This is a genomic window from Cellulomonas cellasea (assembly GCF_030372105.1).
Taxonomy (GTDB): domain Bacteria; phylum Actinomycetota; class Actinomycetes; order Actinomycetales; family Cellulomonadaceae; genus Cellulomonas_A; species Cellulomonas_A cellasea_A.
Map to the genome: position 1 here is coordinate 17,460 of NZ_JAUDBQ010000026.1, position 14,665 is coordinate 32,124.

Annotated in this window: 18 protein-coding genes and 1 pseudogene; 8 read left to right on the forward strand and 11 right to left on the reverse strand. The window is 72.5% G+C overall.

All coding sequences use genetic code 11. The features are described 5' to 3' along the window. Positions 1 to 171 precede the first annotated feature (171 nt). From thpR to infC, 5 genes are all read right to left on the reverse strand, one after another. The gene (gene thpR / locus QUV83_RS17355; RefSeq protein WP_289566183.1) at positions 172 to 813 is read right to left on the reverse strand and encodes an RNA 2',3'-cyclic phosphodiesterase; all 642 of its coding nucleotides are present in this window, start codon (positions 811 to 813) and stop codon (positions 172 to 174) included. A 67-nt stretch (positions 814 to 880) separates the two neighbouring features. After that, complete coding sequence (locus QUV83_RS17360) at positions 881 to 1,711, reverse strand: TrmH family RNA methyltransferase (RefSeq protein ID WP_289566184.1); 831 nt, start codon at positions 1,709 to 1,711, stop codon at positions 881 to 883. A 34-nt stretch (positions 1,712 to 1,745) separates the two neighbouring features. Beyond that, entirely contained in the window at positions 1,746 to 2,129 is a 384-nt protein-coding gene (rplT, locus tag QUV83_RS17365) for a 50S ribosomal protein L20 (protein ID WP_289566185.1), read from the reverse strand. A gap of 61 nt (positions 2,130 to 2,190) precedes the next feature. Then, positions 2,191 to 2,385 carry a 50S ribosomal protein L35 gene (rpmI, locus tag QUV83_RS17370; protein WP_066582156.1) on the reverse strand — a complete coding sequence of 65 codons (195 nt, stop codon included), beginning with the start codon at positions 2,383 to 2,385 and terminating at the stop codon, positions 2,191 to 2,193. A gap of 89 nt (positions 2,386 to 2,474) precedes the next feature. Continuing rightward, entirely contained in the window at positions 2,475 to 3,524 is a 1,050-nt protein-coding gene (gene infC / locus QUV83_RS17375; protein WP_289566186.1) for a translation initiation factor IF-3, read from the reverse strand. 407 nt (positions 3,525 to 3,931) lie between these two features. Between infC and QUV83_RS17380 the strand changes: the two genes are divergently transcribed. The 6 genes from QUV83_RS17380 (at position 3,932) to QUV83_RS17405 (ending at position 8,711) form a co-directional block, all read left to right on the forward strand. After that, entirely contained in the window at positions 3,932 to 4,351 is a 420-nt protein-coding gene (locus tag QUV83_RS17380) for a Fur family transcriptional regulator (RefSeq protein WP_289566187.1), read from the forward strand. An 81-nt stretch (positions 4,352 to 4,432) separates the two neighbouring features. Beyond that, positions 4,433 to 5,938, forward strand: coding sequence for a catalase (locus tag QUV83_RS17385; RefSeq protein WP_289566188.1), 1,506 nt, complete (start codon positions 4,433 to 4,435; stop codon positions 5,936 to 5,938). Between the two features lie 88 nt (positions 5,939 to 6,026). Then, entirely contained in the window at positions 6,027 to 6,446 is a 420-nt protein-coding gene (locus QUV83_RS17390) for a DUF1844 domain-containing protein (protein ID WP_289566189.1), read from the forward strand. 98 nt (positions 6,447 to 6,544) lie between these two features. Further along, on the forward strand, positions 6,545 to 7,534 hold the full coding sequence (locus QUV83_RS17395) for a hypothetical protein (protein ID WP_289566190.1): 990 nt from the start codon (positions 6,545 to 6,547) through the stop codon (positions 7,532 to 7,534). Further along, a complete protein-coding gene (locus QUV83_RS17400) occupies positions 7,531 to 8,277 on the forward strand; it encodes a S1C family serine protease (RefSeq protein ID WP_289566191.1) in 747 nt (248 codons plus the stop codon). The genes QUV83_RS17395 and QUV83_RS17400 overlap by 4 nt, the downstream gene beginning before the upstream one ends. 41 nt (positions 8,278 to 8,318) lie before the next feature. Continuing rightward, positions 8,319 to 8,711: a spore germination protein GerW family protein gene (locus QUV83_RS17405; protein ID WP_289566192.1), complete on the forward strand. Its 393-nt coding sequence runs from the start codon at positions 8,319 to 8,321 to the stop codon at positions 8,709 to 8,711. A gap of 21 nt (positions 8,712 to 8,732) precedes the next feature. Here QUV83_RS17405 and QUV83_RS17410 read toward each other — a convergent pair whose 3' ends face one another. From QUV83_RS17410 to QUV83_RS17435, 6 genes are all read right to left on the reverse strand, one after another. Beyond that, the gene (locus QUV83_RS17410) at positions 8,733 to 9,476 is read right to left on the reverse strand and encodes an SseB family protein (RefSeq protein ID WP_289566200.1); all 744 of its coding nucleotides are present in this window, start codon (positions 9,474 to 9,476) and stop codon (positions 8,733 to 8,735) included. Between the two features lie 2 nt (positions 9,477 to 9,478). After that, entirely contained in the window at positions 9,479 to 10,219 is a 741-nt protein-coding gene (gene priA / locus QUV83_RS17415) for a bifunctional 1-(5-phosphoribosyl)-5-((5-phosphoribosylamino)methylideneamino)imidazole-4-carboxamide isomerase/phosphoribosylanthranilate isomerase PriA (RefSeq protein WP_289566193.1), read from the reverse strand. An 84-nt stretch (positions 10,220 to 10,303) separates the two neighbouring features. Beyond that, positions 10,304 to 10,951 carry an imidazole glycerol phosphate synthase subunit HisH gene (hisH, locus tag QUV83_RS17420; protein ID WP_289566194.1) on the reverse strand — a complete coding sequence of 216 codons (648 nt, stop codon included), beginning with the start codon at positions 10,949 to 10,951 and terminating at the stop codon, positions 10,304 to 10,306. A 100-nt stretch (positions 10,952 to 11,051) separates the two neighbouring features. Beyond that, entirely contained in the window at positions 11,052 to 11,639 is a 588-nt protein-coding gene (locus tag QUV83_RS17425; protein WP_289566195.1) for a hypothetical protein, read from the reverse strand. Further along, positions 11,636 to 12,247: an imidazoleglycerol-phosphate dehydratase HisB gene (gene hisB, locus QUV83_RS17430; protein WP_289566196.1), complete on the reverse strand. Its 612-nt coding sequence runs from the start codon at positions 12,245 to 12,247 to the stop codon at positions 11,636 to 11,638. Before hisB ends, QUV83_RS17425 begins: the two co-directional genes overlap by 4 nt. After that, complete coding sequence (locus QUV83_RS17435) at positions 12,244 to 13,359, reverse strand: histidinol-phosphate transaminase (RefSeq protein WP_289566197.1); 1,116 nt, start codon at positions 13,357 to 13,359, stop codon at positions 12,244 to 12,246. Before QUV83_RS17435 ends, hisB begins: the two co-directional genes overlap by 4 nt. A gap of 377 nt (positions 13,360 to 13,736) precedes the next feature. On the opposite strand from QUV83_RS17435, the gene QUV83_RS17440 reads away from it, so the two are divergent. Together QUV83_RS17440 and QUV83_RS17445 are read left to right on the forward strand one after the other, a co-directional pair. Beyond that, on the forward strand, positions 13,737 to 14,285 hold the full coding sequence (locus tag QUV83_RS17440; protein WP_289566198.1) for a DUF6318 family protein: 549 nt from the start codon (positions 13,737 to 13,739) through the stop codon (positions 14,283 to 14,285). Between the two features lie 109 nt (positions 14,286 to 14,394). Beyond that, positions 14,395 to 14,665 (forward strand): annotated as a pseudogene (locus tag QUV83_RS17445) (hypothetical protein); the annotation flags it as partial.

A 14,665-nucleotide genomic window follows, 5' to 3' on the forward strand; every position in this document is an offset into this window, starting at 1 on the left:
GAGTCTAGTGGTGCCCGCCCTGCGGACCTGCTCGCGACACCGGGCCTCACCCGGCGGCGATCATGTGCGCAGCGTCAGCCGCGCGGCCCGAGGACGGGCCACAGAAATCGACGACCACACCCGGTCGTCGCCGTGGGAGCGCACATGCCCTCATGCTGCCACACGCCGACATCACAGCGCCTGGTCGTCCGCCCTCACGCCGAGCGGGAAGCGCTCGACGGGCGTGTACAGCGGGCCGCCACTGCGACCCTCGCCCGGCTGCGACCGCAGCAGCACAACCTCGTCGACCTCCCATGCGGGCCCGTCGTACAACGCCAGCGCGTGCACCAACGCGGTCTCCGGGGATGCCTCGCCAGTCGCGCGCCCGCGGCCCCGACCTCGGTCGCGCGCTGCCGCCGCCGGCCCGATCCGCCCCACCGTCAGGTGCGGGCGCGAGCGCACCCTCTCATCGGGACGGGCGCCCACCGACTCGCCCGCAGAGCCGGCGGCGGCGATCACCGCGTGCATGCCGTCGACGTCGCCGGACACGCCGATCCACAGCGTCCGGTGCGCGAACACGCCCGCGCCGCGCAGCCTCAACTCGAACCGCGGCACGCTGGCGGCGCCGACGCGCAGCTCGTCGACGAGCTCGTCCACCAGGCCGTCCGAGACCTCGCCGTAGAACGCGGCGGTCAAGTGGCGGTTCTCGGGGGCGGTCCAGCGCACCCCCGAGCCGGAGTGGCCGACCGCCGCACCGCCGTGAACGGCGCGCAGGGCCAACTCCAGGTGCTCAAGAGCTCGCTCGGGTGGGCGGACGGCGGCGAACAGGCGCATCGGACCACCTTGGCGCCCTCGGACTGCCCAGCCCAGCCCCTCACCCCCATGGATGAACGCGCAGGGCTCAGCGCTGCGCGCGAGAACTCGCGTACAGGCAGACCGTCGCCGCGGTCGCGAGGTTCAACGACTCGGCGCGTCCCCGGATCGGCACCCTGACTGCGGCGTCAGCAAGCGCGCGGTCGTCCGGGCGCAACCCCCATGCCTCATTGCCGAACAGCCACGCCGTCGGCGCGCGAAGGTCGGGCGTCCCCGCCGCGGGCCCATCGCCCGTCGCCAGATCCTGCAGGTCGTCCAGGTCGTGCTCGCCGCCGCCGTCTGCCGCCAGCACAGCCAGGCCGGCGCCACGCAGGGCCGCGAGTGCCGGGGCCAGCTCCACGCCCGCCACCACTGGCAGGTGGAACAGCGAGCCCGCAGTCGACCGCACCACCTTGGGGTTGAGCGGGTCGACGCTCTCCCCCGCGAGCACCACAGCATGGGCGCCCGCCGCGTCCGCCGCACGGATCACGGTGCCCGCGTTCCCCGGATCACGCACGTTCGCCAGCACGGCCACCAGCCGGGGTCCGGAGGCCAGCACATCGTCGAGGGTCGCGAGCCGCCGCTCGAGCACCGCCACGACTCCCTGCGCGTCAGCGGACATCGCGTCCAGGACCTCGGGTGTGCCGAGTCGCACGGACAGGCCGGCGCCCTGCGCGTCGTCGACGATCTCGGCGTACCGCTCGGCCGCAGCCTCGGTCAGGTACACCTCCCGGACCTGCCCGGCGGCGTATCGGACGGCCTCCCGCACCGACTGCGGCCCCTCGACGAGGTACCTGCCGGTGCGCTGACGCACGGAACGCCCGGCCAACGCCCGAACCGCCTTGACCCGCTCAGCGCGGGGGTTGGCAAGCTCAGGCATCAGCCGGGCGTCCGAAAGTGCAGCCGTCAGCGTGTCACGCAGCGGAGGGCGCGTTCACGTCGGCCGGCAGGGCGGCCTTGGCCGCCGCGACCAGCGTGTTGAACGCCGGGGCGTCGTTGACCGCGAGGTCGGCGAGCACGCGGCGGTCGACCTCGATGCCAGCGAGCTTCAGGCCCTGGATCAGGCGGTTGTACGTCAGGCCCTGCTCACGCGAGGCCGCGTTGATGCGCTGGATCCACAGCTTGCGGAAGTCGCCCTTGCGCGCCTTGCGGTCGCGGTAGGCGTAGACGAGGGAGTGGGTGACCTGCTCCTTCGCCTTGCGGTACAGGCGCGAGCGCTGGCCGCGGTAACCGCTGGCGCGCTCGAGGGTAGTGCGGCGCTTCTTCTGGGCGTTGACCGCCCGCTTCACGCGTGCCACGTGATGCTCCTTGCGTGTCGGGGCTCGCAGGTGACTCCAGGGCGCTCACGCGCCCACGGGATCACTTGCCGAGCAGCTTCTTGATCTTGGGGGCGTCAGCAGCTGAGACGACGACGTCGCCGGCAATGCGCCGGGTACGACGGCTCGACTTGTGCTCGAGCAGGTGACGGCCATTGGCCTGCTCACGCATGAGCTTGCCGCTGCCGGTGACCCGGAAACGCTTCTTGGCACCGGAGTGCGTCTTGTTCTTCGGCATGGCTGCCGCTCTCTCCTTGTCGTCGCATCGCGCGGGGTGGCGCGACTCGTTCGTGCGGGGTCCGAATGAGGCCCCCGTCCGTAGTCAGGTCAGGCTGTGGCGTCCGACTGCCCCGGGCGGGCAGACGGCGAGGGCTTCGCCGCCGGCTTGGCCGGGCCAGGCCGAGGCGCTGGACGAGGCGCAGCAGGCTTCGCTGCGCTCGGCGCGGGTCGAGCCGCCGGCCGCGGGGCCGGCGCGGGCGCCTTGGCCGGAGCCTCGGCGTCAACCTTGGCGGCGGCCGGCTTGGCCTCCGTCTTCGCGGCGGCCGGCTTGGCCAGCGCCGGAGCCTTCGCGGCGGCGGGCTTGGCCTCCGCCGGGGCGGGAGCCTCGGCAGGCGCCTGAACCTTGGCCGGAGCCTCAGCCTTGGCCGGAGCCTCAGCGGCCGGAGCCTCGACGACGGGCGCGGGCGCCTCAGCAACCGGAGCAGGCGTCTGTGCGGCAGGAGCCTCGGCGGGCTTCTCGGCGGCGGGACGCGCCGCCGGGGCGGAAGCCTGCGCGGGCTGCTCGTCGTGCGCCTTGGTCTGCGCGGCGCGACGCTGCTCGCTCTTCTGCTCGGCCTTCTTCTTGGTGGGGCCGAGCACCATGATCATGTTGCGGCCGTCCTGCTTCGGCGAGCTCTCGATGAAGCCGAGCTCGGCGACGTCGGCGGCGAGCCGCTGAAGCAGCCGGATGCCCATCTCGGGGCGCGACTGCTCGCGGCCGCGGAACATGATCATGACCTTGACCTTGTCCCCAGCCTTGAGGAACCGCTCGACGTGGCCCTTCTTGGTGCCGTAGTCGTGCGGGTCGATCTTCAGACGGAAACGGATCTCCTTGAGGATCGTGTTCGTCTGGTTGCGCCGGGCCTCACGGGCCTTCATGTCTGCTTCGTACTTGAACTTGCCGTAGTCCATGATCTTGCAGACCGGGGGGCGGGCGTCCGGGGCCACCTCGACGAGGTCGAGATCGGCATCCTGGGCCAGGCGCAGTGCGTCTTCCACGCGGACGATTCCGACCTGCTCGCCGTTAGGGCCGACCAGGCGGACCTCGGCAACGCGGATCCGATCGTTGATGCGGGGCTCGCTGATGTGGTGCTCCTCAGGGTTCGTCGTGGAGATCACCAGGAACGGGAAAGGCCCCCGAACCTGGGCACAGGTGGGGGCCTCGAAGTCCGGAGCCGAGTGCACGTGGCGCGACGAGCGCCCCGCACGACGACGAGCGAGCACGACCGCGAGGCCATGCTCTCCGGACCGGGACCTGGCCCCTGTCGTCGATCGTGGGATCGAACTGTCGAAACTCAGGTGGGAGGTGACTCCACTTGTGCACCTGGGCCCACCTTGCTCGCGAGAGCGATGGCGGACCCGGGTCAGTCAAGGAACGACTCTAACAGACGACCGGGAGGGCGCCGCAACGCCCGAGCGCGCTGGTGCAGCCCTGCACACCAGCCCCCAGGGGCGACAGCCCGCACCCCTGCCTGGAATCGATCAGTGATTGGAACTATTCCAATGAAGCCGCTACGGTGATGGCCATGACGACGACCAGCCCCGAGCAGCAGCTCCGCGACAGCGGCTTGCGGGTCACCGCGACCCGGCTCGCCGCGCTCGAGGCCCTGGCACAGCATCCGCACGCCGATGCGGACACTGTGCTGAACGTCGTCCGCACCGCGCTCGGCACCGTGTCGGTGCAGGCCGTCTACGACGTCCTGCACGCCCTCACGGCGGCCGGGCTGGTCCGCCAGATCGAGCCGGCGGGCCACCCGGCGCGGTACGAGCGGCGCATCGGCGACAACCACCACCACGTGGTGTGCAGGTCCTGTGGCGCGATCGACGACGTCGACTGCGCCGTCGGCCACGCCCCCTGCTTGATCCCGAGCTCGACCTCCGGCTTCACGGTCGAGAGCGCCGAGGTCACCTACTGGGGCCTGTGCCCCGACTGCCGAGGCGCCTGACCCGCCCCGACCCCACCTGTCCCCTGCCATCGGCAGGACGGAACCATCAGCCCGGCGCAGCCGGACAGCGAGAGGACACACATGTCGAACGTCCCCCCCACCACGACCAACGCGGGCGCGCCCGTCGCCTCCGACGCGCACTCGCAGACCGTCGGCGCCGATGGCCCGATCGTCCTGCACGACCACTACCTGGTCGAGAAGCTCGCGCAGTTCAACCGCGAGCGCGTCCCCGAGCGCGTCGTGCACGCCAAGGGCGGCGGCGCCTTCGGCACGTTCACCACGACGAACGACGTCAGCGCCTTCACCCGCGCCGCGGTGTTCCAGCAGGGCACGACGACCGAGACGCTGGCCCGTTTCTCGACCGTCGCCGGCGAGGCGGGATCGCCCGACACCTGGCGCGACCCGCGCGGCTTCGCGCTGAAGTTCTACACGACCGAGGGCAACTACGACCTGGTCGGCAACAACACCCCCGTCTTCTTCATCCGCGACGGCATCAAGTTCCCCGACTTCATCCACTCCCAGAAGCGCCTGCCGGGCACGCACCTGCGCGACAACGACATGCAGTGGGACTTCTGGACCCTGTCCCCCGAGACCGCGCACCAGGTGACGTGGCTCATGGGCGACCGCGGCATCCCGGCGTCGTGGCGCCACATGGACGGCTTCGGCTCGCACACCTACCAGTGGATCAACGCCGCGGGCGAGCGCTTCTGGGTCAAGTACCACTTCAAGACCAACCAGGGCATCAAGTGCTTCTCGAACGACCAGGCGTCGCAGCTCGCCGGGTCTGACGCGGATTTCCACATCCGCGACCTGTCCGAGTCCATCGAGCGCGGCGACTTCCCGTCGTGGACGCTCTCGGTCCAGGTCATGCCCTACGAGGACGCCAAGGACTACCGCTTCAACCCGTTCGACCTCACCAAGGTGTGGCCGCACGCGGACTACCCGCTGATCGAGGTCGGCACGCTCGAGCTCAACCGCAACCCCGAGAACTACTTCGCGCAGATCGAGCAGGCGACGTTCGCGCCGAGCAACTTCGTGCCCGGCATCGCGGCGAGCCCCGACAAGATGCTGCTCGCGCGGATCTTCTCCTACGCCGACGCGCACCGGTACCGCGTGGGCACCAACCACGCGCAGCTGCCGGTCAACGCGCCGCACGCCGCGCCGGTGCACTCGTACTCGCAGGACGGCGCCATGCGCTCGACCTTCAACTCGCCCAGCACCCCGGTGTACGCGCCGAACTCGGTCGGCGGCCCGGCGGCCCACGCCGACATCGCCGCGGAGTCCCGTGGCTGGGAGTCCGACGGTGACCTGGTGCGCACCGCCGCGACGCTGCACGCCGAGGACGACGACTTCGGCCAGGCCGGCACGCTCTACCGCGACGTCTTCGACGACGCTGCCCGCGCCCGCTTCCTCGAGACGATCACCGGCCACGTCGGCGGTGTGAAGAACGAGGCGATCCGCGAGCGCGCCATCCAGTACTGGACGAACGTGGACGCCAACCTGGGCGCCGCGCTGCGGGCCAGCCTGGCGGGCGTCGCGCCCATCGAGACCGGGACCCCGGCCACGTCGGCCCTCCCGATCGCCTGACGACGACTGCCTGACCCGAGGGCCCCGCACCACTCCGGTGCGGGGCCCTCGGCGTGCGGGCGCGCCCGGGGATGAGAGGATCTGGGCCATGCCCGAGCAGACCGACCACACGTCCGCCCCGGCGGCGCCGCAGGCCGACCAGCGCAGCGGCCGCCACGCCCACGACGACGCAGGCGCCGCGACGCGCGACATCGCCGACGTCGCGGCCGTAGAGGTCATCACGACCGCCGCCGTCCACCTCATGAGCGCGGCAGCCGTGAAGTGCGGGCTGGCCGAGGACCTCCCCGGATCGCCGGCAGCCGAGCACCTCGACCTCGACGAGGCCCGCAAGCTCATCACCGCGCTGGCCGCGCTCGTCACAGCGTCGGCGCCGGACCTGGGCAACCAGCACGCGCGCTCGCTCCGCGACGGGTTGCGCTCCCTGCAGCTCGCGTTCCGTGAGGCGTCGCCGTTCCCGGACGCGCCCGGCGAGGGCCCCGGCGAGAAGTTCACAGGGCCGGTCAGCTGACCTGCGCACACGCGCCCGTCGGCCCCGCCTGACGCTGAGCCGCGCCGCCAGCGGCCTTGCCCGGCGTGTCGCCGAGCCCGCCCCCTATCCTGTGCTCCGTGACGAACGACCTGGGGACGGCTTCCGACGACGCCTTCGGCGACGTCCAGCCCGTGGTGCCCCACGCCGACGGCACGGCTGACGCCCCCGAGGCAGTGGAGCCCACAGCCCAGGGGCCGGAGTCCGACAACTCCTCCCAGGAGCGCCTGGACAGGCTCGCCGCGCCGCTGGACCCGCGCACCGCCACGAGCTCGCTGGCCGAGCCCGAGCCTCTTGCGCTGCCGGCCGATCCCGCGGCGACGACGGGCTCTGCTCCGCAGTCCGAGCCGGCCCCCGTGACCGGTCCTCTCCTGGCGACCGATCCGGTCCTGGCAACCCATCCCGCGCCCACGCCGCGAGCTGCCGCGGCCACGAGCGTCACCGCGCCGGTCCTGCCCCCTCCGCCCCCTCCCTCGCTGTTCATGCCCTCGGAGCCCGCCGACGGCGGAGCCATCGCGGGCGCCGCGCTGCCCGCCTCGTTGCCGTTGGCGGACGCCCCACGGCATCAGCGCAGGCCGTGGGCGATGGTGCTCGTCACCCTGCTGCTCGCCGTGCTGATCGGGCTCAGCACCTACCTGCTGGTGGCCGCCCGGGCACTGGAGCAGCGCAACGGCGAGTGGGAGCGGGTCGCGCGGTCCACCGGCCAGGACCTCGCCCAGGCGCGCGACGACCTCGCAGGCGCCCTCGCCGAGCTCGACGGCACCCGGGCTCAGCTGACCGCGGCGCAGAACCGCATCACCGAGCTCGCTGACGAGAAGGCCCAGCTCGGCGACGACCGCGAGGTGCAACAGCGCGTCGTGGACTACCAGGAGAAGGTGTCCGAGGCCGCGCGCAAGGTGACCACCGCCCTCACCTCCTGCGTCGACGGACAGAACAAGCTGATCGAGTACCTGCAGGACCCGGCGCTGTACGACGCGGCAGACCTGGCCCGGTTCCGCACGGACGTCACGCGGGTATGCGGCGCCGCCACCGACGCCAACGCGTCCTTGCAGGAGGTGCTCGGCCGATGAGCCCGCGCCAACCCGTCACCGGGCTGCCCGCCATCGCCGCGCTGTCCGTGCTGCTCATCGCGGGGTGCGGCGCGCTGCCGGCCATTCCCGGCCCACTGCCGACCGACCTGGTGCCCTCCCACGCGCCGATCAGCGAGCCCACCCAGACCGGCAACCTCTCGGTCGACGGGTTCGACGCCGCCCAGCAGATGGCGGTGCGCATCCGCAACGTCGGCTGCTCGTCGCTGTCCACCGGCTCGGGCTTCGCGCTCGACGAGTCGACGCTGATCACCAACCGGCATGTCGTCGCCGACTCGGCCGACCTGCAGGTCAGCACCTACGACGGCCGGGACATCGCGGTGACGGCCTCGAGCATCGCGGGCCTCGCGGACCTCGCCGTCGTGCGCACCGCCGAGCCGTTGCCGGCGGCGCCGGTGCTCGCGGAGGACGACCCGACGACGGGTGACGAGGTGACGGTGGTCGGGTACCCGCTGGGCGGCCAGCTCACCGTCACCAGCGGGCACGTCATCGGCACCACCACCGACCCGCTCAACGAGAACCTCGGCGAGGTGCTCATCACCGACGCCGCGGTGGAGCCGGGCAGCTCCGGCTCCGCGGCGCTCGACTCGGAGGGCCGCGTCATCGGCGTCGTCTACGCGAAGAACTCGACGGGCATGAGCTTCGTGGTGCCGGTGAGCACCTTGCGCGCGATGCTTGCTGACGACACCTCGTTCGTGGACTCCGAGTCCTGCACGTCGTCCTGACTGCCCAGAGCCACGACCCTCGCGAAGAAGCAGGAGACACCATGCCGCAGGATCACGAGTTCGACCCGTCGGGTGTGACCCAGGCGGTGAGCGACACCCTCAACGTCGACCGGGTGTTCGGCGAGCCGTATGAGCACGCCGGCACGACGGTGATCCCGGTGGCCCGGCTGCTCGGCGGCACCGGGTCGGGATTCGGCACCGGCCAGCTCGACACCAAGAACGCGGAGCGCGGCGAGGCCGGCGGCCAGGGCGGTGGCGGCGGGTACGCCGCACGGGTCAAGCCGCTCGGCGTGTACGTGATCAACGACTCCGGGGTGCACTGGCGGCCCGCCCTCGACCTGAACCGCGTGATCCTCGGCGGTCAGGCGGTGGCGGTGGTCGCCATCTCGGTGCTCGGGGCCGCCTGGGCGCTGGGCCGTCTCCGCCGGCGCTGAGGGCCCGGCTCGGCGCCGAGCTCAGGAGGCCGCGCGCAAGCGGAGCTCGAGTGAGTCCACTCGTGTGGCGATGACCTCGTCAGCGGCGAGCGCGGCGTTGACCTGCGCCAAGACCGCGTCAAGGCGAGCACGGTCCAGCCCCGCGACGAGGGACAGCACCACGGCGACCTCGGCGCGGCGGCCCGGCTCCGCGTCAGCGCCGCGCACCTCGATGATGCCCGCGACCGCGCCGCGCACCGCGTCACGCACCGGGGCGTCCACGTCGAGGCCGTTGGCCGTCGCGAGCACCGCGGGACGCCACGGCTCCTGCTTCGCGAGCGCCCACACGGCCGGCCGCGGCACCAGCACGGTGACGGGGCCGCCCGGGTCCAGCACCAGCAGCTCCCAGCCCTCGCTCACCGCCGACAGCGCGGCCCGCGCGATCTCCGAGGGGACGGGCCGGGCGTCGGCGCGCCAGGCGGCCATGCTCGCAACGGAGGAGAACACCGGGAGCGCGGTGCGCCCGTCGGGGGCACGCAGCGCGACGATCCCGGTCGACGCCTCCTTGTCGACGGTGTGCTGACGCCCGTCGTGCTCGACGACGCCCGCCGCGTCGAGCTCGGCGAGCACCGGCACGAGCACCCGCGTCCCCGCGAGCGCCTCGACCACGTGGCCGACCGGCGCGGCCCCGCGGCCGTGGGCGTCGAGCGCTGCCGCGAGCGTCGCGTCGCAGGAGCCGTCGTCGTCCGCGAACGGCGACGACGGCGGCAGCTCCCGACCGCCCACGGTCACGGCCGTCCGGCGATGTCCAGGGCCTCGGGGAGGGTGAAGGCGCCCGCGTACAGCGCCTTGCCCACGATGGCTCCCTCGACCCCGAGCGGCACCAGCGCCTTCAGCGCGGCGATGTCCGCGAGGCTCGACACCCCGCCCGATGCCACGACCGGGGCGGACGTCCGCTCGCAGACCTCGCGCAGCAGCTCGAGGTTCGGGCCGCGCAGCGTGCCGTCCTTGGTGACGTCCGTGAGGACGTAGCGGGCGCAGCCGGCGTCGTCGAGGCGTGCGAGGACGTCCCACAGGTCCCCACCCTCCTGCGTCCACCCGCGCGCGGCCAGCGTGGTGCCGCGCACGTCGAGCCCCACCGCGATGGCCGCGCCGTGGCTCCCGATGACCTTGGCGGTCCACTCCGGGTCCTCCAGGGCGGCGGTGCCCAGGTTCACGCGAGTGGCGCCCATCGCGAGGGCGCGCTCCAGCGACTCGTCGTCCCGGATGCCGCCCGACAGCTCGACCTTGACGCCCTTGCCCGCGAGGTCCGCCGTCACCTCGGCGAGCAGCGGCGCGTTCGAGCCGCGCCCGAATGCCGCGTCCAGGTCCACCAGGTGGATCCACTCCGCGCCGCCGGCGTGCCAGTCGAGCGCGGCGGCGAGCGGGTCCCCGTAGCCCGTCTCAGAGCCGGCGGCGCCCTGGACCAGGCGCACAGCCTGGCCATCGGCGACGTCGACGGCGGGCAGCAGCTCCAGGCGATCAGTCATGGTGTCCTCTCTCGGCGGCGCGTGGTGCGCCGGTGCGTGGCATCGGCCCACCGGGCCGGTCATGGTCTAGATGGTGGCGCGCCGTCAGCGCAGCGAGGCGACCCAGTTGCGCAGCAACTCGGCTCCGGCGTCCCCGGACTTCTCGGGGTGGAACTGCGTCGCCGCCAAGGGGCCGTTCTCCACTGCGGCGACGAAGCGCCCGCCGTGCTCGGCCCAGGTCACCAACGGCGCGGCGAACCGCTGCGCGTCGACGGACTCCTCGAGGGGGAAGGACCGTGCGGCGTAGGAGTGCACGAAGTAGAAGCGCTCCTGCTCGATCCCGGAGAACAGCGTCGAGCCGACGGGCACGTCGACAGTCGACCAGCCCATGTGCGGGACCACCTCGGCCTCGAGGCGGTCCACGACGCCGGGCCACTCGCCGAGCCCGTCAGCCCGCACGCCGTGCTCGTCCCCCGAGGCGAACATGACCTGCATGCCGACGCAGATGCCGAGCACCGGGCGCCCGCCCGCGAGCCGGCGGTCGACGATCTGGTCGCCGCGCACACCGCGCAGGCCGGCCATGCACGCGGCGAAGGCGCCCACGCCGGGGACGATGAGGCCGTCGGCCTCGGTTGCGGCATGGGCGTCGGCGGTGAGCTCGACCTGGGCGCCGACACGCTCCAGCGCACGCACGGCGGACCGCACGTTGCCGAAGCCGTAGTCGAGGACGACGACACGAGACTGGCTGGGCACGGGCCCAGGCTACCCGGCGCCGCCGCGAGGGCGGATCGGCGTCCAGGGCCGCGCGCACAGGCTGCCGCGGCCCTGGGAACACGGGCCCACACAGCCCGAGTCAGCGGCGGCGCGTGTCCTTCGCCGCCGCGGCGAGCAGGCGCATCGCCTTCCAGCGCGAGATCCCCACGCTGGTCACAGCGTTCTCGGCGTCCGCGATCGTCAGCGTGCCGAGCAGCAGCTGCTCGAGCTCCGGCGGAGCGTCCGAGAGCACCAGGCCCGGAGGCAGCTCATCGCCCTGCACGCCGTTGACCCAGTGGGTCGCGCTGATCCGGCCCGCGCGACGCACCAGCAGCACCACCGGGGCGGCCTTGAGCATCGCCGAGAGCGCGCCGGCGCCAGCCGGGCCAGCGGACGGGTCGCGCAGCACCGCGACGGCGCCCACGGGTGTGAAGATCGCGTCGGCCTCGACCTTGGCGAGCGCGCACGCGGCGGCGAGCGCCTCGGCGCCGGCCACCTGGGTGACGACGAGGGCCACCTGCGGCTGCTCCTCCTGCGCGGCGGCCGCGGCGGAGGCGGAGGCGTCCGAGACGGGCGCGTCAGCACCGGGAGCGTCGCCCAGGCCGGCCAGCGACGACAGGTCGTCCGGCACCGAGAATCCCTCGGGCAGGTCGTCGTCGCCGCCGGGGCGCGGGGTGTCCACGCTCACAGCGCGCCCTTCGTGCTCGGGATGCCCTCGACGCGCGGGTCGGGCTGCACGGCGAAGCGCAGCGCCCGGGCCAGCGCCTTGAACTGCGCCTCGACGATGTGGTGCGGGTCGCGCCCGGCCAGCACCCGCATGTGGATGCAGATCCCGGCGTGGTGCGCGATCGACTCCAGCACGTGGCGCGTGAGCGACCCCGTGAAGTGGCCGCCGATCAGGTGGTACTCCTGGCCAGCGGGCTCTCCGGAGTGCACCAGGTACGGCCGCCCGGACACGTCGACCACGGCCTGCGCGAGTGCCTCGTCCAGGGGCACCATCGCGTCGCCGAAGCGGGAGATGCCCTTCTTGTCGCCGAGCGCCACCCGCAGCGCCTCGCCCAGGGCGATCGCGACGTCCTCGACGGTGTGGTGGGCGTCGATGTGCGTGTCGCCTGTCGCCTTGACCGTGAGGTTGATCAGCGAGTGCTTGCCGAGCGCGGTGAGCATGTGGTCGTAGAACCCGACAGTGGTCGAGATGTCCGTCGTGCCCGTGCCGTCGAGGTCGAGCTCGACGAGCACGCTCGACTCGCTCGTGGTCCGCTCGATGCGCGCCGTGCGCGCAGCCGTCGTGGTCACAGTCCTGCCACCTCCACCAGGGCGTCCTTGAACGCCGTCATGTCCTCCGGCGTGCCGATCGACACGCGGAGCCACCCCTCGGGGCCCGTCTCGCGGATCAGCACTCCGCGGTCGAGCAGACCCTGCCAGATCGCGTGCCGGTCGTCGAACACCCCGAACAGCACGAAGTTCGCGTCGGACTCGGCGACCTGCAGCCCGCGGGCGCGCAGCCACTCGACCAGCGCGTCCCGCTCGGCCCGCAACGACCCGACCTGCGCCATCAGTGCGGGGGCGTGGCGCAGCGCGGCCCGGGCCACGGCCTGCGTCACCGCCGACAGGTGGTACGGCAGCCGAACCACGCGCAGCGCGTCGATCAGGTGCGGCGAGGCCGCCAGGTAGCCGACGCGGGCGCCGGCCAGGCCGAACGCCTTGGACATCGTCCGGCTGACCACCAGGTGCGGCCGCTCAGGGAGCAAGTGCAGCGCCGAGCGCGTCCCCTCGCGGCGGAACTCGCCGTAGGCCTCGTCGACCACCACCACGCAGCCTCCGGGCACCGCCGCCGCGGCGTCGAGGATCACTTCGAGCGTCTCGGCGGGCAGCGCCGTGCCGGTCGGGTTGTTGGGGCTGGCGAGCAGCACCACGGACGGGGCCTCGGCGGCGATCAGCGCGGCGGCGGCCTGCGGGTCCACAGCGAAGTCCTCAGCCCGACGGCCGACCACCCACCGGGTGCTCGTGTCCCGCGCGTACTCGGGGTACATCGAGTACGTCGGCGCGAACGACAGTGCCGTGCGGCCGGGACCGCCGAAGGCCTGCAGCAGGTGCAGCATGATCTCGTTCGACCCATTGGCGGCCCAGATCTGCTCCGGCGCCAGCTCGACGCCCGACTCCACACGGAGGTACCCGGCCAGGTCGGCGCGCAACTCCGCGAAATCGCGGTCCGGGTAGCGGTTCAGGCCCGCGGCGGCCAGCGCCACATCATGGGCGACGTCCGCGACCACAGCCTCGGAGGGCGCGTACGGGTTCTCGTTCACGTTCAGCAGGTGCGGCACATCGAGCTGCGGCGCGCCGTACGGCTCAAGCCCGACGAGCTCAGCACGCAGCGGCAGCGACGGGCGGTCCAGGTCAGCAGTCACGATGCGAGTCTAGATACCCGGGACTGACGGGCCCGCCCCGTTCCCCCACGTGGGACAGCAACCCCACCCCAGAACATGACGAAGGTCCCACCCGCACACCGCCGCCCCGTGTCTAGCCTCATGGTGCGGCAGCGAAATCCCCCTTTCGCGCCCAGCCGCCTGACGAGGACGTCAGCTGATGCCCGTCCGCATTCCCCCCGCGCGGACGGGCATCCGCACGTCACGGCCACTGTCCACAGGCGCCGACCATGGGGTGACCGAGTTGTGGTGTTGTCGCTAGGTTCACCCGCATGATCCCGTCGCCGCGCTCATCCCCGCCCACGCGCGACGCGCGACACCACAAGCCACTGGCCGCGAGGGCCGCTGCCCTGCTGCTCGTGACCACGCTCGGCCTCCTCGGATGCACCGGAGCCGGGGGCGACCCCGAACCCGACCGCACGGCAACCGAGGCCGCCGTCACGCCCGACCCGACGCCAACCCCCAGCCGGCCACCCCGGCCCGAGCGCCCAGCCGCGATGGACGACGTCACCGTCGACGGGGCCATCGCCGCCGCGACGTACTTCATCTCGCTCTACCCGTACGTCTACAACACCGGAGACCTCTCCGAGTGGAATACGCTCAGCGACCCCGAATGCGCCTTCTGCTCCAGCGTCAACGAGAACGTCGAGAAACTACGGCAAGACGGCCATCATCTGTCTGGCGGCGGTGTCACCGTCGTCCGATCGAGTGGAACTGAGATTGAGGTCGGGAAGTGGTTTGGCGCCGAGTTGCTCGTCGAACAAGCTCCCGGGGTTAACGTCGACTCCAATGACGATCCAGTGTCAGAGCACATCGCGGGCAGTCGATACAAGATGACCTACACGATCACCCACGATGGGAATCGATGGATGATCCGTGAGGTCGAACCACAAGCCGCCGATGAGTAGCCTCCGCAATCTCGCGGGCGCCGTGGCCCTGGTGGCGCTCGTCACTCAAGGCCTGGGCCCACCACCATCGGGTTCGATTGGGGGCGAGGCATCTGGGTCCTCCATCTCCTTGAATGCGAAGAGGGCGGCGGAGATCGAGGCGGCGCATGCGGCGGCTAAGGCCGCGGGCGACCCCGCTGCGGTGCTGACGGAGTACAAGCGCATGGAGCAGTGCGAGGTGGCCGGGCGGGTCTACCCCGCCGAGACAGCTCCCTGCCCACCATCTGACGGCGCGGTACCCCTGCCCGACTGCGGCGAGTACCCACCGCTGCTGCACCTGTGGCGGCACACCCGCCCCACGGCCGAGACCCCCTGGGGCCCCTGGGCCAAAGTCGCCGACG